This window comes from Arenimonas sp. (assembly GCF_047602345.1).
GTDB lineage: Bacteria > Pseudomonadota > Gammaproteobacteria > Xanthomonadales > Xanthomonadaceae > Arenimonas.
This window is the reverse complement of record NZ_JASGHN010000008.1, coordinates 1-17,435: the sequence shown is the minus strand read 5'-3', so window position 1 is coordinate 17,435 and position 17,435 is coordinate 1. Positions and strand designations below refer to the sequence as shown.

Annotated in this window: 19 protein-coding genes and 1 pseudogene; 11 read left to right on the top strand and 9 right to left on the bottom strand. The window is 61.6% G+C overall.

Annotated elements, in window-relative coordinates:
• Nucleotides 1–75 precede the first annotated feature (75 nt).
• The 3 genes from QM707_RS10775 to QM707_RS10765 all read left to right on the top strand — a co-directional run bounded on the left by QM707_RS10775 (nucleotide 76) and on the right by QM707_RS10765 (nucleotide 3,312).
• Nucleotides 76–474 carry a SirB2 family protein gene (locus QM707_RS10775; RefSeq protein WP_415001874.1) on the top strand — a complete coding sequence of 133 codons (399 nt, stop codon included), beginning with the start codon at nucleotides 76–78 and terminating at the stop codon, nucleotides 472–474.
• A gap of 106 nt (nucleotides 475–580) precedes the next feature.
• On the top strand, nucleotides 581–1,906 hold the full coding sequence (locus QM707_RS10770) for an NAD(P)H-dependent flavin oxidoreductase (RefSeq protein ID WP_415001873.1): 1,326 nt from the start codon (nucleotides 581–583) through the stop codon (nucleotides 1,904–1,906).
• Nucleotides 1,907–1,962: 56 nt separating this feature from the next.
• Nucleotides 1,963–3,312: an HPP family protein gene (locus tag QM707_RS10765; protein ID WP_415001872.1), complete on the top strand. Its 1,350-nt coding sequence runs from the start codon at nucleotides 1,963–1,965 to the stop codon at nucleotides 3,310–3,312.
• On the opposite strand, the pseudogene hisIE reads toward QM707_RS10765, so the two are convergent.
• The 9 genes and pseudogenes from hisIE to QM707_RS10720 form a co-directional block, all read right to left on the bottom strand.
• A pseudogene (gene hisIE, locus QM707_RS10760) lies at nucleotides 3,225–3,858 on the bottom strand (bifunctional phosphoribosyl-AMP cyclohydrolase/phosphoribosyl-ATP diphosphatase HisIE). The gene QM707_RS10765 and the pseudogene hisIE sit on opposite strands and share 88 nt — an antisense overlap.
• A gap of 20 nt (nucleotides 3,859–3,878) precedes the next feature.
• The gene (gene hisF / locus QM707_RS10755; RefSeq protein ID WP_415002144.1) at nucleotides 3,879–4,646 is read right to left on the bottom strand and encodes an imidazole glycerol phosphate synthase subunit HisF; all 768 of its coding nucleotides are present in this window, start codon (nucleotides 4,644–4,646) and stop codon (nucleotides 3,879–3,881) included.
• Nucleotides 4,591–5,367 carry a HisA/HisF-related TIM barrel protein gene (locus tag QM707_RS10750; protein WP_415001871.1) on the bottom strand — a complete coding sequence of 259 codons (777 nt, stop codon included), beginning with the start codon at nucleotides 5,365–5,367 and terminating at the stop codon, nucleotides 4,591–4,593. Before QM707_RS10750 ends, hisF begins: the two co-directional genes overlap by 56 nt.
• Nucleotides 5,368–5,384: 17 nt before the next feature.
• On the bottom strand, nucleotides 5,385–5,978 hold the full coding sequence (gene hisH, locus QM707_RS10745) for an imidazole glycerol phosphate synthase subunit HisH (RefSeq protein ID WP_415001870.1): 594 nt from the start codon (nucleotides 5,976–5,978) through the stop codon (nucleotides 5,385–5,387).
• 9 nt (nucleotides 5,979–5,987) lie between these two features.
• Entirely contained in the window at nucleotides 5,988–7,055 is a 1,068-nt protein-coding gene (gene hisB, locus QM707_RS10740) for a bifunctional histidinol-phosphatase/imidazoleglycerol-phosphate dehydratase HisB (RefSeq protein ID WP_415001869.1), read from the bottom strand.
• Complete coding sequence (gene hisC, locus QM707_RS10735) at nucleotides 7,052–8,137, bottom strand: histidinol-phosphate transaminase (RefSeq protein WP_415001868.1); 1,086 nt, start codon at nucleotides 8,135–8,137, stop codon at nucleotides 7,052–7,054. The genes hisB and hisC overlap by 4 nt, the downstream gene beginning before the upstream one ends.
• Nucleotides 8,134–9,462, bottom strand: a complete 1,329-nt coding sequence (gene hisD / locus QM707_RS10730) for a histidinol dehydrogenase (protein ID WP_415001867.1) — start codon at nucleotides 9,460–9,462, stop codon at nucleotides 8,134–8,136. Before hisD ends, hisC begins: the two co-directional genes overlap by 4 nt.
• A gap of 18 nt (nucleotides 9,463–9,480) precedes the next feature.
• The gene (gene hisG, locus QM707_RS10725; protein ID WP_415001866.1) at nucleotides 9,481–10,380 is read right to left on the bottom strand and encodes an ATP phosphoribosyltransferase; all 900 of its coding nucleotides are present in this window, start codon (nucleotides 10,378–10,380) and stop codon (nucleotides 9,481–9,483) included.
• Nucleotides 10,381–10,451: 71 nt separating this feature from the next.
• The gene (locus tag QM707_RS10720) at nucleotides 10,452–10,781 is read right to left on the bottom strand and encodes a YerC/YecD family TrpR-related protein (RefSeq protein WP_415001865.1); all 330 of its coding nucleotides are present in this window, start codon (nucleotides 10,779–10,781) and stop codon (nucleotides 10,452–10,454) included.
• Nucleotides 10,782–11,189: 408 nt separating this feature from the next.
• Between QM707_RS10720 and rpsP the strand changes: the two genes are divergently transcribed.
• The 8 genes from rpsP to QM707_RS10680 form a co-directional block, all read left to right on the top strand.
• Nucleotides 11,190–11,447 (top strand): 30S ribosomal protein S16, encoded by a 258-nt coding sequence (gene rpsP / locus QM707_RS10715; protein ID WP_415001864.1) that lies wholly within the window; start codon nucleotides 11,190–11,192, stop codon nucleotides 11,445–11,447.
• A 69-nt stretch (nucleotides 11,448–11,516) separates the two neighbouring features.
• A complete protein-coding gene (gene rimM, locus QM707_RS10710; RefSeq protein ID WP_415001863.1) occupies nucleotides 11,517–12,071 on the top strand; it encodes a ribosome maturation factor RimM in 555 nt (184 codons plus the stop codon).
• A 61-nt stretch (nucleotides 12,072–12,132) separates the two neighbouring features.
• The gene (gene trmD, locus QM707_RS10705; RefSeq protein ID WP_415002143.1) at nucleotides 12,133–12,897 is read left to right on the top strand and encodes a tRNA (guanosine(37)-N1)-methyltransferase TrmD; all 765 of its coding nucleotides are present in this window, start codon (nucleotides 12,133–12,135) and stop codon (nucleotides 12,895–12,897) included.
• 47 nt (nucleotides 12,898–12,944) lie between these two features.
• Nucleotides 12,945–13,292 (top strand): 50S ribosomal protein L19, encoded by a 348-nt coding sequence (gene rplS / locus QM707_RS10700; protein ID WP_415001862.1) that lies wholly within the window; start codon nucleotides 12,945–12,947, stop codon nucleotides 13,290–13,292.
• A 358-nt stretch (nucleotides 13,293–13,650) separates the two neighbouring features.
• Nucleotides 13,651–15,492 carry a signal peptide peptidase SppA gene (gene sppA / locus QM707_RS10695; RefSeq protein ID WP_415001861.1) on the top strand — a complete coding sequence of 614 codons (1,842 nt, stop codon included), beginning with the start codon at nucleotides 13,651–13,653 and terminating at the stop codon, nucleotides 15,490–15,492.
• A gap of 15 nt (nucleotides 15,493–15,507) precedes the next feature.
• Nucleotides 15,508–15,813 carry an RNA-binding S4 domain-containing protein gene (locus tag QM707_RS10690; protein ID WP_415001860.1) on the top strand — a complete coding sequence of 102 codons (306 nt, stop codon included), beginning with the start codon at nucleotides 15,508–15,510 and terminating at the stop codon, nucleotides 15,811–15,813.
• Between the two features lie 180 nt (nucleotides 15,814–15,993).
• A complete protein-coding gene (locus QM707_RS10685; RefSeq protein WP_415001859.1) occupies nucleotides 15,994–16,701 on the top strand; it encodes a queuosine precursor transporter in 708 nt (235 codons plus the stop codon).
• A gap of 40 nt (nucleotides 16,702–16,741) precedes the next feature.
• The coding region (locus tag QM707_RS10680) for a YdiY family protein (protein WP_415001858.1) at nucleotides 16,742–17,435 on the top strand (694 nt) is incomplete at its 3' end.

Below are 17,435 nucleotides of genomic sequence, written 5' to 3'. Positions count from 1 at the left end.
CCGCAGAGCGAATCTGCTATGCGTGCTGAATTTGCCATGGAGCTATCTGTTGCCTTGAGTCAGGGGCGGTGATTCATGGTGGTGTTCTATACGCAGATCAAATGGTTGCATGTCCTGTGTGTGATCCTGTCCGGCAGTCTGTTTGCTGTGCGTGGCCTGCTGGTGCTGAGTGGCGTCACACTGGGCAATCATGCGGCGCTGCGCTGGTTGTCCTATGCCATTGATACGGTGCTGCTCACCGCGGCGCTGATGCTAGTGACGATCCTGCAACAATATCCCTTTGTGCAGGCCTGGCTGACGGTCAAGATCCTGCTGTTGGTGGCATATATCGTTCTGGGCATCTTTACGCTTCGGTTGGCCCGCACCCGTTGGGCGCGTCTGATATGTTTCTGTAGTGCAGTGGTGATTTACCTGTGCATGGCCGGTATTGCCCGTACCCATGATCCGCTGGCACCGCTGCGGATCTTTCTTTGATTAAGCCGGCTGCTTGAACGTATAGCCGCGCCTGCGGTTCTGATTTAACGGGGAGGGATTCGTGCCTGGGCGAACAGAGACATCACTGCACACCCCGGTGTGTGACTTGCTGGGCTGTGATGTGCCGGTGGTGCTGGCGGGCATGGGCGGCGTATCGCGCGCCGAGCTGGTGGCGGCGGTGAGTAATGCGGGCGGCTTCGGTTTTCTGGGCATGGTGCGTGAATCACCGGCACTGATCCGCAGCGAGATTGCGGCAGTGCGCGCGGCTACTGCACGTGAGTTTGGTGTGAATCTGATCCCGGCCGCCACCGATCCCGTTTTGCTGGAGGCAGAGCTGGAAGCGGTATTAGCTGAGCAGGTGGCGGCCGTGACCCTGTTCTGGGATCTGCGACCGGATATCGTGCGGCGTCTGCGAGATGCCGGTTGCAAGGTGCTGTGCCAGGTAGGTTCGCTGCGGGAAGCGCAGGCCGCCGAGGCAGCGGGCGCGCATCTGGTGATTGCACAGGGCATCGAAGCTGGTGGCCATGTGCGCGGCAGCCAGGACCTGCGTGAGCTGGTCGCCGAGTTGGTGGCGCAGGTGCATATTCCGGTGCTGGCGGCCGGTGGCATTGTCAACGGCCGGGGCCTGGCCGACATGTTGGCGCTGGGTGCACAAGGCGTGGTGATCGGCACCGCATTTCTGGCGACACGTGAGTCATTCGCGCATGACTACCACAAGCAGCGCATTGTTGATGCCAGGCCTGGCGATACGATTCATACCAGGGTATTCCACATCAACTGGCCGGTCGGCGCGCCGGTGCGGGTGTTGCACAACAGCGTGACTCGTGGCGAGCGGGGAAACCCTTTCTCGACAGTGCGGCAGATCATTGGTCATGAGCAGGATCGTCCCATCTATCTGTTCAGCACGGATTCGCCGTTGTGCAACATGCACGGCGATTTTGAAGCCATGGCGTTGTATGCGGGCGAGGGTTCAGGGGTCATCCACCACATTCCAGGCGCGGCGCAGCGACTGCGCGACATCGTGACGGAAGCGCGTGAGCTGCTGGCAAGTACAACAGAAAAAATCCGGGATGATGCAGTGGTGGAGCTGGCGTCGCCGGCCTGTGCCATGAGTGCAGCGGATGATGAGTTCATGGGTTATGCCGGCAGGGATGAGCTGGTGCAATGCCTGGTTGAAGCACTGCAACTGGCTGGTGGTGTGGATCGACAATTGTCGCTTTCGCCGGATCGGGAACGCCTGAGAAACAGGTTGCTGGCGCAGCTTCGGCAACTGGCCGGTACCAGTCATACGCTGCATGGCAATACGCCAGTTTCAGACCGCGGCGAGATACTGCAACGGCTACGCCAGTGGCTGCCACGGGTGCGCAATGATGTCTTGCATGCGGATCTGACAGAGTGGCTGCGTAGCCACGAGGCTGACAGCCCACGTTGACACTGTCATTGCGCACCGGCAGGCTGCGCGCCCCTGGTTAACCGATGTGCAGAGTCGTGACCAAGCCGGATTCAATCACTACTGATAATGCTGTTGCCCCGCAGACGTTGCGCTCCAGAGTCAGACTCTGGCTGCGGGCATTCCGCGCCGTACAGTTGCCGGTGGATGGCCGTGAACGCTGGCGTGCCGTGGCCGGTGCACTGCTGGGCGTGGCGTTTGCCGCGTGGCTCAGCCGCTGGTTGGGTGGAAACAACGCAGCCGCGGTCTGGCTGGTGGCGCCGCTGGGTGCCAGCGCGGTGCTGGTGTTCGCTGTGCCGGCCAGTCCGCTGGCACAACCCTGGTCGGTGGTGGGTGGCAATACCCTGTCGGCGCTGGTGGGCATCGCCTGTGCGCAGTGGATTCCCGACCCGGCAATGGCGGCAGCGGTGGCCGTGGCGGTGGCCATTGCGGTGATGTTCCAGTTACGTTGCCTGCATCCGCCCGGTGGTGCCATGGCGCTGCTGGCGGTGCTGACTCATGCCACGCACTGGTCATTCGCCTGGTTCCCGGCCATGACCAATTCGCTGCTGCTGGTGCTGGCGGGTATGGCCTATAACACGCTGACCGGTCGGCGTTATCCGCATGTGCAGGTGGTCAACCGCAATCAGCAGCAGCGGACCGCCAGCCGCTTCAGCGCTGCCGACCTGGATGCTGTGCTGGCGCGCTACAACCAGGTGCTGGACGTCAGTCGTGATGATCTGGAATCGATCCTGCAGGCCACGGAGCTGCAGGCCTATCAGCGTCAGCTGGGTGAGCTGCGTTGCGCCGATATCATGTCGCGCCAGCTTATCGTGGCGAACTATGCCACCACGCTGCAGGAGGCCTGGCTGCTGATGCGTCAGCATCGCATCAAGGCGTTGCCAGTGGTGGATCGTCACATGCGCATGCTGGGCATCGTTACGCTGGCGGATTTCATGCGTTACGCGAATATCGAGGGTCATGGGGAAATCGCTGCGCGTCTGCGCGCGTTGCTCAGACCTACCACTGCTTTGCATACCGACAAGCCGGAAGTGGTGGGGCAGATCATGACCACCCAGGTGCGGGTGGCCAGTCAGGAACGGCATGTGGCGGAATTGGTGCCGCTGTTCTCCGAGGGAGGACACCACCATGTGCCGATCATTGGTGAGCACAGCCGCCTGGTGGGCATCATCACCCAGATCGGATCTGGTGCGGGCGTTGTATCGTGCCGTGGCGCCGTCTGTTGTTGGCTGAAGTGCGCTGTCTTCACTGGGTGCGGGCAGTGGTCGGATTCTGCATCCGACCACTGGAGAACTGAAACTCAGGACTTGGCAGCGTGCCGTTGCTCCAGCTCGCGCACTACATCAGCGAGCGACAGGTTGCGCGCCTTGAGCAGCAGGGCCAGGTGATACAACATGTCGGCTGATTCGGAAACCAGTCGTTCTTCTTCCTGCACGACTGCAGCCAGTGCGATCTCCACGCCTTCCTCGCCCACTTTCTGCGCCATGCGTGTCAGGCCGCGTTCCCACAGGCGCGCGGTATAGCTGCCTTCGGGTTGGTCGGTGATGCGTTGCGCCAGCACGGCTTCCAGACGGGCAAGGAAACTGATGCGTTCGGCGGCTGTCACCGGTTCATCACCGAAGCAGGTCAGGGTGCCGGTGTGACAGGTGGGGCCCACCGGATTGGCGGTAACCAGTAATGTGTCGTGATCGCAGTCGACATGGATGTCCACCAGGTGCAGAACATGTCCGGTGGTTTCTCCCTTGGTCCACAGACGCTGCTTGCTGCGGCTGTAAAAATGTCACCTGCCGGCTGCTGAGAGTCTGGTCCAGTGCCGCCTGGTTCATGTAGCCCAGCATCAGGACCCGGCCGCTCTGGTAATCCTGTACCACGGCAGGCAGCAGGCCGGCTTCGCCCTTGTTCCAGTCCAGCAGATTGAGTGCGTTGTTGTTCATGGCGGTGATGGTGGCGTGACTCAGGGACGGATCTCGATGTGTTCGGCGCGCAGATAACGCTTCAGGTCGGGAATGGCGATGTTGCCGCTGTGGAACACGCTGGCCGCCAGTGCGCCATCCACCCGGGCGATGTTGAATACATCGCGGAAGTGCTCGGGTGCACCGGCGCCGCCGGAGGCAATCAGCGGCACCTTGCAGATGTCACGAATCACCTGCAGCTGGGCCAGGTCGTAACCGGTGCGCACGCCATCGCTGGCCATGCAGTTCAGTACGATCTCGCCGGCACCGCGGTCCTGCACTTCGCGAACCCAGTCGGTGGTGCGGCGTGCGCTGTCGCGGGTACGGGTGGGATCACCGGTGAACTGATACACCCGGAAGTCGCCATCGATGGTCTGGCTGTCGATGCCCACCACCACGCACTGCGCGCCGAAGCGTGCACTCAGACGGCTGATCAGATCCGGATCGCTCAACGCGGGGGAATTGATGGAAATTTTTTCCGCGCCTTCACCCAGCACCTGTTCGGCCTCGGCCACCGAGCGGATGCCACCGGCGACGCAGAAAGGGATGTCCAGAATGCGGGCAATGCGCGTGATCCAGCTGCGGTCAACGGTGCGGCCATGCGGACTGGCGGTGATGTCGTAGAACACCAGCTCGTCGGCACCTTCGTCGCGATAACGCGTGGCCAGATCGATGATATCGCCCACGACCACGTGGTCGCGGAAGCGCACGCCTTTAACAACCTGACCGTCGCGAACGTCGAGGCAGGGGATTATGCGTTTCGCAAGAATGGCCGTAACTCCTCAGAGAAATCTTGTTTTCCAGCAGCGCTTTGCCACTGATGACCGCGGCCACGCCGCAGTCGCGCAGTTCATGCAGATCGCGCGCCGATGACACACCACCCGAGGCCTGCCATGACACGCCGGGGAAGCGTCGGACGGCATCGGCATACAGGGCCACGTTGGGGCCGGTCAGTGCGCCATCACGGGCGATGTCGGTACACAGCACATGCTGGAAACCGGCTGCCACATAACGTTCCAGCAACGACCACAGGCTGACATCGGAAGTGTTCACCCAGCCATGGGTGGTTAGGAACGGCGTGTTGCCGGCATCGATGCGTACATCGAAAGCCAGCACCAGTTTGTCGGCACCCAGCACCTGGCCCCAGCGCATGACTTCATCGGGGCTCGAGACCGCGACACTGCCGATCACTGCGCGCTGCACGCCCAGCGACAGCAGCGCCTGTACGCGTTCCAGCGTGCGCAGGCCGCCCCCCACCTGCAGCTGCGCCACCTGTTTGCCGGCAAAGCTGGCGATCAGGCCGTGGTTGGCCTGCGATCCATCCTTGGCGCCGTCCAGATCCACCACATGCACACGTTCGGCGCCCAGCGCCACGTAGCGATCGAGAATTTCAACCGGGTTGGTGCTGTACTGCGTTTCCGCAGCGAAATCGCCCTGGAACAGGCGCACACAGCGACCGTCCTTGAGATCAATGGCGGGAATCAATTGCATGATGGATGGAGACTCGGCTAGTCGATGGACAGGAAGTTCTTGAGCAGCAGCGCGCCGGACCTGGCCGAACGTTCCGGGTGGCACTGCACGCCGAACACGTTCTCGTGCTGCACCACTGCGGAGAACTGTTCGCCATAGTTTGTAGCGGCCAGCGTGTCGTCACCCACCGGTGCGCAGTAGCTGTGCACGTAGTACAGGTAATCGTCTTCGCTGAAGTCCTTCAGCAGTGGCGAAGGATGCATGATCTCCAGGTTGTTCCAGCCCATGTGTGGCACTGGCAGCCCGTCGCGATCCGGAAAACGGCGTACCCGGCCAGACAGCAGCCCCAGGCAATCGACATCGCCTTCTTCCGAGGAATCAAACAGCAGCTGCATGCCGACGCAGATGCCCAGGAAGGGTTGTTGCAGGTTGATGATGGTGTCAACCAGATCGGCGCGCTCCAGGCGGCCCATGCAATCGGCGGCCGCGCCCACGCCCGGCAGGATGACATGGGTGGCATTGCGGATCACCAGCTTGTCGGTGGTGAGGTCGGAGGGCACGCCCAGTCGTTCGATGGCGTAGCGCAGCGACGCAATATTGGCGCCACCACTGTCGATGATGGCCAGACGCATGGGACGCATTTACAGAACACCCTTGCTGGAGGGCAGTTCCGTGCCTTCGATGCGGAATGCCTGGCGCAGCGTGCGCCCGACGCCCTTGAAACAGGCTTCAATCATGTGGTGAGTATTCTCGCCGGTAACCTTGATGTTGATCGCCGCGCCGAGCGTGTCGGACAGCGAACGGAAAAAATGCGGCACAAGTTCGGTGGGCAGCTGGCCGACCTGGTCGCGGCCGAACTGGCCTTCCCAGACGAAGTAGGCGCGGCCCGACAGGTCGATGGCCACCTGCGCCAGCGATTCGTCCATCGCCAGCAGGAAGCCATAACGGCCGATGCCTTTCTTGTCGCCCAGCGCCTGACGCAGCGCCTGGCCCAGGGCCAGCGCGCAGTCTTCGATGGTGTGGTGTTCGTCCACATGCAGGTCGCCCTGGCAGCTCAGCTGCAGGGAGAAACCACCGTGCCGGGCAATCTGCTCCAGCATGTGATCGAAAAAGCCCAGACCGGTTTCGATATGCACCGGTGTTTCACGATCGAGATTGACCAGCACCTTGATATCGGTTTCCTTGGTCTTGCGGCTGATCTCCGCCTTGCGTTCGCGTCTAGTCAGCTGCTCGGCAATCTCGTTCCAGGTGAGCCCGGGGCTGTTCGGTGTGGCGATACGCAAGCCCTGCACGCCGATGTTCTGTGCCAGTTCCAGATCGGTGGCACGGTCGCCAATCACATAGCTGTTGGCCAGATCGATGTCGTGGCGCAGGTAGTCAGTCAGCAGGCCGGTCTTGGGCTTGCGGCACTCGCACTGGTCCTTGGCGAAGTGCGGGCAGAAAAACTCCGCGCCAAAAAATACGCCCTGTGAGTTGAACAGCTCGCGGATGAAGTCCTGCGTGACCAGAAAATCCTGCTCGGGAAAACTGTGGGTGCCGAGACCATCCTGATTGCTGACCACCACCAGCTCATAGCCGGCCGCTTGCAGCTTGAGCAGCGCCGGAATGACGCCGGGCAGCAGTCGCACCTTGTCGATGCGGTCCACCTGCTGGTCGGCCGGTTCTGCCACCAGCGTGCCATCACGATCAATGAACAGTACTTTTTTCATGCGGACAGTTTCCCGGCATTGCGGATGCCTTGCAGCAGCCGTGCATTCTGTTCCGGCGTACCGACGGTAATGCGCAGGCATTGGCCACATTGCGGCTGTTTGCGCTGATCGCGAACCACCAGGCCCACCGATTTTGCGGCATTGAACACCACGTCGGCGTCCACGCATTCCACCAGGATGAAGTTGGCGTCGCTGGGAAACACATGCCGGATCAGGCTGCAGTGCTGCAATTCCTGACTCAGGCGGCTGCGTTCGCTGATCAGCAGTTCGATCTGTTGCGCGATGCGCGTCCGCTGTTCGGGCGCGGTGGCGGCCAGCACCGACTCCACCGTGGAGGTGGGAATGGCGTAGGGCGGAATCACCCGTGCCAGCACGCTGATGATCTCGGCATCGGCAATGGTGGTGCCGCAGCGGGAGCCAGCCAGCGCATAGGCCTTGGACAGCGTGCGCAGAATCACCAGATTCGGATGATCGGCCAGCACCTGGGTGAAACTTGGGCGGCCGGTGAATTCGACATAGGCCTCGTCCACCACCACCAGCGCGCGACCATTGAGCTGTGTGCACAGCGACAACATCTGTGCGCGATCCAGCGCATTGCCCGGCGGATTGCCCGGTGAGCACAGGAACACCAGCTTGACATTGGTATTGTTGTGACAGGCGGCCAGCACCTTGTCCGCGTCGAGGGCAAATCCCTCGTTGCTGCGGATCAGCGGTACTTCGATCACGCCGGCACCCTGTACTTCGGCTGCCACGCGATAGAAACCGAAGGTGGGCGGGCAGGTGATGATGCTGTCCTGTCCGGCACGGCAGAAGCTGCGGATCAGCAGGTCGATACCTTCATCGCTGCCACGACCGGCCAGCACCTGACGGATGTTCACGCCATACAGTTCGGCCAGGCGGGCGTGCAGTGCTTCCGCGGGGGATTCGGGATAGACGTTCAGGCCCAGCGTCGAGTCGTCGCCTGCCGCACGCCAGGGATTCTCATTGGCGTGCATGCGCTCATAGCGGTGATCCCACGCTGCATACACATAGGGCTGCAGTGTCAGGATTTCCGGTCGCGCCAGATTCAGGTTGGGGTTCATGCCGCACCTTGTTTCAGGGTGGCCATGCGCAGCTTCACCGCATTGGCGTGGGCGTCCAGGCCTTCCAGCTCGGCGATGGTCACGGCGGTGGGGCCGAGATCCTCAAGACCTGCGCTGCTCAGTTCCTGCACCGTCATGCGTTTCATGAAATCCACCAGCGACAGGCCACTGTAGGCGCGCGCGAAACCATAGGTGGGCAGCACATGATTGGTGCCGCTGCAGTAGTCGCCCATGGTCTCCGGCGTCCACGGGCCGAGAAACACTGAACCGGCATTGCGGATCTGTGGCAGCCACTGGCGTGCGTTGTCCACCTGCACGATCAGATGTTCGGGCGCGTACAGATTGCTGACTTCAAAAGCAGTGTGCAGGTCCTTCACCAGAATCAGCCGTGCATGTTCCAGTGCCTTGAGCAGCGTGTTCTCGCGTGACAATTGTGAGGTCTGACGGTCCAGCTCTGCCTGCACCCGTTCAATCAGCGCGGCGGAGGTGGTGACCAGGATGGCCTGTGCGTCTGCACTGTGTTCGGCCTGCGCCAGCAGGTCGGCGGCCACGAAGGCGGCATTGGCACGGTCATCGGCCAGCACCAGCACTTCGGAAGGACCCGCCGGCAGGTCCAGGGCTGCACCCTGTGCGTCATTGGCCACCAGCATCTTGGCGGCAGTGACCCAACGATTGCCGGGGCCATAAATCTTGTCGGTCTTGGGCACGGATTCGGTGCCGTAGGCCATGGCGGCCACAGCCTGTGCACCGCCGATCTTGAAGACCTTGTCTATGCCGCACAGTCTGGCGGTCACCAGTACCGCGGGATCGGCCGAGCCATCACGGCGTGGCGGAGTGCACAGCACACGGGTCGGGCAATTGGCAATGCTGGCCGGTACCGCCAGCATGATGACGGTGGAGGGCAGGGGCGCCGTACCCGCCGGCGCATACAGGCCCACGGCATCGATGGCGCGATAGTGGCGCTCACAAACCACGCCCGGCGAGGTTTCCACACGCAGCGGTTCGCTCAGCTGCGCTTCATGAAAACGTTGCACGTTGCCGATGGCGCGCTTGAGTGCGGTCAGCTGCGTGGCAGTCAGTGCCTGTTCCGCGGCAGCAAACTCGGCTTCACTGACCTGCAGGTTGTGCAGGACGGCGCCATCGAATTTTTCGGTCATGGCGCGCAGCGCGGCATCGCCACCGCGGCGTACTTCATTGATGATGCCCTGGGTGGTCTGCAGCAGCTCGGCGGCGTTGTCCTGCGCCGGGCGGTTCAGTACGGCTGCGCGCTGGGCGGCATCCAGTGCCGTCCAGTCAATTACCCGCGCCTTGATTCGGTTGCTCATGTTGATGCGTCAGACTGCTCAGTTCAGCATTTTCTCCACCGGCAGGACCAGCATGGAGCTGGCGCCGGCGGCCTTCAGGCCTTCCAGGGTTTCCCAGAAGACGTTTTCGCGGCACACCGCATGTACCACCACCTTGTCCGGATGGCCTTCCAGCGGAATGATGGTGGGCGACTCGCTGCCCGGCAGCAGCCGCTTGATTTCTTCCAGGCGTGCACGCGGCGCATGCAGCAGGATGTACTTGCTTTCCTTGACCTGCTGGATGCCGTCCATGCGCAGCATCAGGCGGTGGATCCAGTCCTGTTTTTCCGGGCTGACCGCCACCGGGGTGCGGATGATGGCGGCTTGGCTCTCCAGGATGACCGCCACTTCCTTCAGATGATTGGCGGTCAGGGTGGCGCCCGAGGACACCAGGTCGCAGATGACATCGGCGCGACCCAGGCGGGGCGCGATTTCCACCGCGCCGGACAGGGTGACGATCTCCGCCTGCACATTGTGCTGTTTCAGGAAGCGACCGAGGATGTTCGGATAGGTGGTGGCGATGCGCTTGCCCTGCAGCGATTGCGGGTTGTCATAGCGGAAGTCGTCCGGCACGGCAATCGACAGGCGGCAGCGGCCCTGGTCCAGGCGCATCAGCACTTCAAACAGCGGCTGGATGCCACGAGCTTCGAAGGCCAGGCGCTTTTCCTCGATGACGTTGATGCCAACGATGCCCAGATCCGCCACATCCTGCTGCACCAGATCGGGAATGTCGTCGTCGCGCACCAGCAGGATGTCCAGCGGCATGTTCTCGCCGTGGCAGATCAGCTGGTCCTTGCCACGATTGAATTTCAGCCCGCAACGGGTCAGCAGCTCCAGTGAATGCTCGGTCAGGCGACCGGATTTCTGGATGGCGACTTTGAGGCGAGTGTGTTTGTCCATGGTGGGCTGCTGTAAAAGGTCAACGGTTGAATATCAGTGGATATATGGGGGCGGGGAGCGGCCGGCGCGAATCAGGCGTGTTCGGGCCGGTGCTGCTTCTCGTGCAGCCGTTCGCTGGCCAGCTGGTAGCCGCCATCGCCGTCCAGCAGGCAGCGCGCCACCCGGCCGATGGTGGTCAGGCTGACGCCGGTCTGTTTGTGGATCTCACGATAGGGCAGGCCGGCTTTGAGCAGGCCGACCACTGCCCATCGGTCCGCCAGTGCCTGCAGCTCCGCCGGTGTGCACAGGTCGCGCAGGAAGGCCCGGCATTCCTCTGCGGACTGCAGGGTCAGAAGCGCATCGAACAGGGCCCGTTCGGCGAGCGCCTGCTGCCGTGGACTTAAGTTGCGGTGATCTTTCATGCGGCGGGTAGGCTGTGCGACCGGTGCTGGCTGTAGGGCTGGCCGGTCTGCTGAATTAGGGTCTCAACAAGCGTGTGCTATAAAGTTTGTACTAATGTACTAGTACATTAAAACGGTCTGAGGGCCGCGGTCAAGCTTGCTGATGGCAAATGAGGGAACCGCTGAGGAAGCCGTATGGTCATGACAGCCAGTGTGCCCGGCCGGACAGGGGGACAGTGATGGATGGACTGGCGCATGGACTGGTGGATGCGCTGGCGGGCGAAACTGGCGTAAGCATTTCACTTTGCGAATTTTTTCAGTACACTTCGCGCCCCTTATTCGGCCCGGGGCAGGCGTGCTGCTTTGCCTCGGGTTTTTATGGTTTGCGAAATCTGTATTTTTTGAGCGATTTTTGAGGCACTAGAACTCATGGTTACGATCCGCCTGACCCGCCGCGGCGCCAAAAAGCTGCCCTTCTATCACATCGTGGTCACTGACAGCCGCAAGCGTCAGGGTGGCTCGATCCTGGAACAGATCGGCTTTTTCGACCCGGTTGCCAAGGGTAAGAGCGTCAAGCTCAACCTGGATCTGGCGCGCGTTGACTACTGGCAGCAGAACGGTGCCAAGCTGTCTGACCGCGTGCAGGCGCTGGTGGCCGACTACCGCAAGCAGGCTGTTGCTGCCTGAGTCCTCAAGGGCGTTGATGCAGTGATGCCGGCGTGAAGTGCGCCTTTAGCTGCAACAGCGTCAACCCCCATGTCTGAGCCGACTGCTTCTGCCAATGTGCCGGTGAATCAACGCCGGGTGACACTGGGAAGAATCAGGTCAGCAGTCGGGCTGGCGGGCTGGGTGAAGGTGGAAACCTTTACTGATCCTGCTGAAGGTATTTTGCGTTACCGGAGCTGGCAGCTGCAGACGCCACAGGGCTGGCGTGTGCTGCGGGTGCAGAACAGCCGCTGGTCCGGTCAGGGTTTACAGGTGCAGTTCGAAGGTATTGCTGATCGCGATGCTGCCGAGTTGCTCCGCAACACCGAGGTGGCGGTGTTCCGGCATGAAATGCCGTCGCCACCGGCTGGTGAGTACTACTGGGATGATCTGCTGGGCCTGACGGCCTATACCCCGCAGGGGAATTGCCTCGGCCAGCTGGATCATTTCCTGGACAGTCCTGCCCATCCCTTCATGGTGCTCCATGCGAAGGATGAGCAGCAGGCCCGGGTGGAACACCTGGTGCCGCTGGTCAAGGGGCGCATCCTGAGCGTCGATTTTGCTCAGGGTAGGATGGTTCTGGACTGGACACTGGATTGGGTTTGATGGGCCAGGTCGCCGTTGGCGGTGGCAGGTCCGGATGAGGTTTGTGAAGGAAACGGAGTCGATGCAGTTTGGTGTCATCACACTGTTTCCGGAGTTCGTGACGACTGCCGTGCAGGTGGGCGTGCTGGGCCGGGCCGTGGCACGGGAGCAGGTAGCGATTCGGGCGGTGAATCCACGTGATTTTGCCGACGACGTGCGCAAGACGGTGGATGACCGGCCTTACGGGGGCGGTCCGGGCATGGTGCTCAAGGTGGAACCGACACGTTCGGCGCTGCGGGCTGCCAGGGCTGCGTTACCGGCCGGTTCGCGTTGCGTGTACCTGGGGGCGGATGGTGCGCCTCTGACGCAGGCTAAGGTGGCCGAGCTGGCTGCGCTGCCGGGGCTGCTGCTGCTGGCGGGGCGTTACGAAGGTGTGGATGAGCGTCTGCTGAGCACTGAAGTCGATGAGACCATTTCCATCGGCGACTATGTGCTCTCCGGCGGTGAATTGCCGGCGCTGGTGCTGATCGATGCCATCGTTCGCACCTTGCCTGGGGTGCTGGGTGATGAGGCGTCGGCGCAGCAGGATTCGTTCATGACGGGTCTGCTGGACTGGCCGCACTACACGAGGCCGGATGTGTTTGAGGATATGCCGGTTCCCGAGGTGCTGATCGGCGGGAACCATGAGGCGATCCGGCGCTGGCGTCTGAAACAGGCGCTGGGTCGGACCTGGATCAGGCGGCCGGATTTGCTGGCCGCCAAGGCACTGACCGCAGAAGAGCGGGCATTGCTGGTGGAATTTCGTGCCGAGCAGGTCGTAACGGATCTGCCGCCGAGTCGTGACTGAGTTGATGAATTTTGGTTTTTACTGGTTTTGAGTTTAGGGCGGAGTTTATGAGCAACATTATCAAGGCGCTGGAACAGGAACAGATGACCCGTCAGATCCCGGACTTCAGCCCCGGTGATACCGTGGTGGTCGAAGTGAAGGTGAAGGAAGGCGATCGCGAGCGCGTGCAGGCTTACGAAGGCGTGGTTATTGCCAAGAGCAACCGCGGCGTGAATTCCTCGTTCACCGTGCGCAAGATTTCGCACGGCGAAGGTGTGGAGCGCGTGTTCCAGAGCTACAGCCCGTCGCTGGGTGAGATCACCGTGAAGCGTCGCGGCAATGTGCGTCGCGCCAAGCTGTACTACCTGCGCGAGCTGACCGGCAAGGCCGCCCGCATCGAAGAAAAGATTCAGTAATACCCCTCCGGGGTTCTGCTGCCAGCAGCAGGATGCTTCAGCAAGGGCGAGTGGTCATGCCACTCGCCCTTTGTTTTTGCCGTACAGGGATGTACCAATGCCGCGGAGCACAGGAAGTGCGAAAGCGGCGGCCGTACAGGGATGTATCCCTGAAGGGACTTCCTGTGGTCGCCAATGGCCGCGGAGCACACGAAGTGCGAGAGCGGCAGCCGTACAGAAACTGTCTTCATGATCGTGCGGTGCAGTCTGCACGAAGACGGCAAGATGAATCGTGTGCTCGCGGCAGTCACGCAAGCGGCGCATCTGGCGGCGTGATAAAAGACGGGTAAATATCTGTCTGCAGCAAGGCGGGAGACGCATGCGTTACTTCCTGGGTTTCTTCAAGTACAGCTGGTACCTGCTGGATGGCATCCGCAAGGTGCTGCACCTGTTGCTGCTGCTGGTGTTTTTCGGCCTGATCCTGGTGGCACTGTCGCCACAGATTCCGCTGGTGCCACGCTCGGCGGCCCTGCTGATTGCGCCGCAGGGACAACTGGTGGAACAGAACAGCGGTGGGCCGCTGGACCGCGCCATTGCCGAGGCCTCGGGTGAGCAGGAATTCGAGGTGCGGGTGCGTGATGTGGTCGAGGCTATCGAGCGTGCCCGCGACGATGAGCGCATCAAGGTACTGGTCATGGATCTGGATGGCCTTACCGGTGGCGGTATCGCCAAGCTGGAGGAAGTTGCCGAGGCGCTGCGCGAGTTCCGCACCAGCGGCAAGCAGGTGATCGCCATGGGGCAGTCCTTCGATCAGCAGCAGTACTATCTGGCTGCACAAGCCGATCAGATCTATCTCGATCCGCATGGCATGGTGCTGATCGATGGCTTTGCCTATTACACGCAGTACTTCAAGGAGGCCATCGACAAGCTGGGCGTAAGCGTCAATGTGTTCAAGGCTGGCAAGTACAAGTCGGCCGTGGAGCCGTTCCTGCGTCAGGACATGTCGCCGGAGGCGCGTGAGGCCAATCAGCAGTGGCTGGATTCGTTGTGGCGCACCTATCAGGCCAAGGTCACTGAGGCGCGAGGTCTGGACGCGGGCGCCCTGACTGATTACGCCGAACAGCTGTTGCCGTCGCTCAAGGCGGTCGAGGGTGACTTTGCCAAGCTGGCTGTGGAGCGGCGTCTGGTCACGGAACTCAAGACCCGCGAACAGGTGATCGAACAGCTCAAGCTGCAGGTGGGTGAGGACGACGACGATCACTCGTACCGGCGGGTTCATTTCCAGGACTATTTGGCAGCTGAACATGCCGAACATCCGCTGGAGAATCGCGGCAGCAACAAGGTGGGTATCGTGGTGGCGGCTGGCGAGATCGTCGATGGCGAACGCACGGCGGGTACCGTGGGCGGTGATTCGCTGGCAGAGCTGTTGCGTCAGGCGCGGTACGACGATGACCTGAAGGCGGTGGTGCTGCGTATCGACAGTCCGGGTGGCAGCGTCATGGCTTCGGAAGTGATCCGGCGCGAGATTGCTGCGCTCAAGGCGGCTGGCAAGCCGGTGGTGGCTTCGATGAGCAGCACCGCAGCGTCCGGTGGTTATTACATCGCCATGGATGCCGATGAAATCTGGGCCAACCCCGCCACCATCACGGGTTCCATCGGTGTGTTCGGCATCATGCCCACCTTCGAAGGCACGTTAGGCAAGCTGGGCATCAGCACCGATGGTCTGGGGACCACTTCGATCGCCGGCGCCTTGCGCAGCGACCGCGCCATGAGCAATACCGCGCGAGAGGTGTTTCAGCTGTCGGTTGACCATGAGTACACGCAGTTTGTGAACAAGGTGGCCGAGGCGCGCAAGCAGCCCTACGAAACCATCGATGCCGTGGCGCAGGGGCGGGTATGGGCCGCTGACGATGCGGTGAAGCAGGGTCTGGTCGATCAGCTGGGCTTGCTGCAGGACGCCGTACAGGCGGCCGCTGCGCGCGCCCAGCTGGGAGAGGACTACCAGCAGGAATACCTGGATGTGGATCTGTCCTGGCGTCAGTTGCTGGCGCAGCAGGTCAATGCGCTGACAGCGCGTGTCACCCGCATGCTGGTGCCGGATCTGCAGTTGCTGCGTGGTCTGCAGCAGCAGTTCACGCCGCTGCAGCGCGAGACCCTGCGTCTGCAGCGCATGGCTGACAGCCGACAGCTGTATTACTACTGTGCCTGCACGGTGGAATAGGCGGGTGACTGGTTGATGAAGCGCAGCGAGCAGGATGACTCCGGTGCCGGACAGACACTGCGTCTGGACAAGTGGCTGTGGCATGCACGTTTCTTCAAGAGCCGCTCGCAGGCCACTGATGCAGCGGCTGGTGGGCACGTACATGTGAACGGTGAGCGGGTGAAGGCCTCGCGTGAAGTGCGCATCGGTGACCGTCTGGAGATCACCCGCGAGGAGCAGCGTTTCGAGATCATGGTGCGCAGCATTCCGCTGCGGCGCGGCCCGGCCAGCGAAGCGCGTTTGTGTTACGAGGAAACCGTCGAACAGCATCAACCGGCGTGAGCAGCGTCGTGAACAGGAGCGATTCGTTGCTCCGGCACCCAGCCGTCGGCCGGACAAACAGCAGCGGCGGGCGCTGCGGGGGCTCAAGGGGTACTGACGCGGGTGCTGAACAGATCTGCTGGATCTGTTCAGGAGCGGGACTTGAGCAGGGTGCGATCGCCTGTGCATACTGCCCGGACCATGAGCCAAGCCAGCGCCACGCGTCAATTCCGATACTACGATCTCATTCTCGGCGCCTATGTCTGCGTCTTGTTGTGCGCCAACCTGATCGGGCCGGCCAAGGTGTCTACGGTGACGGTGCCGCTCATCGGTGACGTCACCTTCGTGGCGGGCGTGCTGTTTTTCCCCATCTCGTACCTGTTTGGTGATGTGCTCACCGAAGTGTATGGCTATGCCCGTGACCGGCGGGTGGTGTGGAGCGGCTTTGCCGCGCTGGTGTTTGCCGCGATCATGGCGGCTGTGATCGTGGCGCTGCCACCCGCGGCGGCGTGGGGCGATCAGCAGGCGGTGCAGACCATTTTCGGCAGCACGCCGCGCATCGTGACCGGTTCGATCATTGCTTTCTGGACCGGCTCACTGGTCAACAGCTATGTGCTGGCCAAGATGAAGTTGTGGACTCATGGCCGCTGGCTGTGGACCCGCACCATCGGCTCCACCCTGTGTGGTGAACTGGTGGATTCGGTGCTGTTCTATTTCATTGCCTTCTATGGCGTGTGGAGCATGGAGCAGTTGCTGACGGTGACCGCCACGCAATATGTGCTCAAGACGGTCTGGGAAGTGGTGATGACGCCAGTAACTTACCGGCTGGTGGCGCGGCTCAAGCAGGCCGAAAATTCCGATCACTATGATCGCGATACCAACTTCACGCCGTTTTCGCTGCGTACCTGAGTACGCCGACCCTTTTCTGTGACCGTAAGGAGATTGATTGATGAAAGCATCTACCACCGCCATGACCCTGGCCATGCTGACCATGCCGATGTTGGCTGAGGCTGCATGGTCCGGCAAGGGAGAGGCCGGTGCGGCCCTGGCAAATGCCAATACCGGCGCCACCACTACCACGGTGACGGTCAAGTTCGACCTGGCTCGTGAAGATGAACAGTGGAAACACGCTTTTGGCGCTTCCACCATCTATACCTCGGCGCGCGCCGAGGCCAGTGCCGATGAGCCGAATCCTGATGAAGAAACCACCGCCAAGCGTTGGGAAGTGCATGAACAGTCGGACTACAAGTTCAACATGCGTGCTTTCTGGTTCGGCGCGGTACGTCATGAAAATGACGATATCGGCAGCTTTCGTTACCAGTCGGCACTGACCACCGGTTTGGGGTATCACCTCATCGATGACGAGGCTACCAAGCTGTCGCTGCAGCTCGGTGCTGGTTACAAGCGTTTCAGGAATCGTGGTGAGCCGGATGCCGAGGGAGATGCAATAGTGACCGGCCTGGTCGATTTGCGGCAGGTGCTGACCGCCAACACCGTGTTGCTTAACAAGCTGTCTGTGGAATCCGGCGCCAGCAATACCCTGATCCAGAATGATTTGGCGTTGCAGGTGAAGATCAGCGATGTCCTGGCCCTGGCGCTGGGTTATCAGGTGAAATCCAACACCGAACCGGGTGCGCATGCCT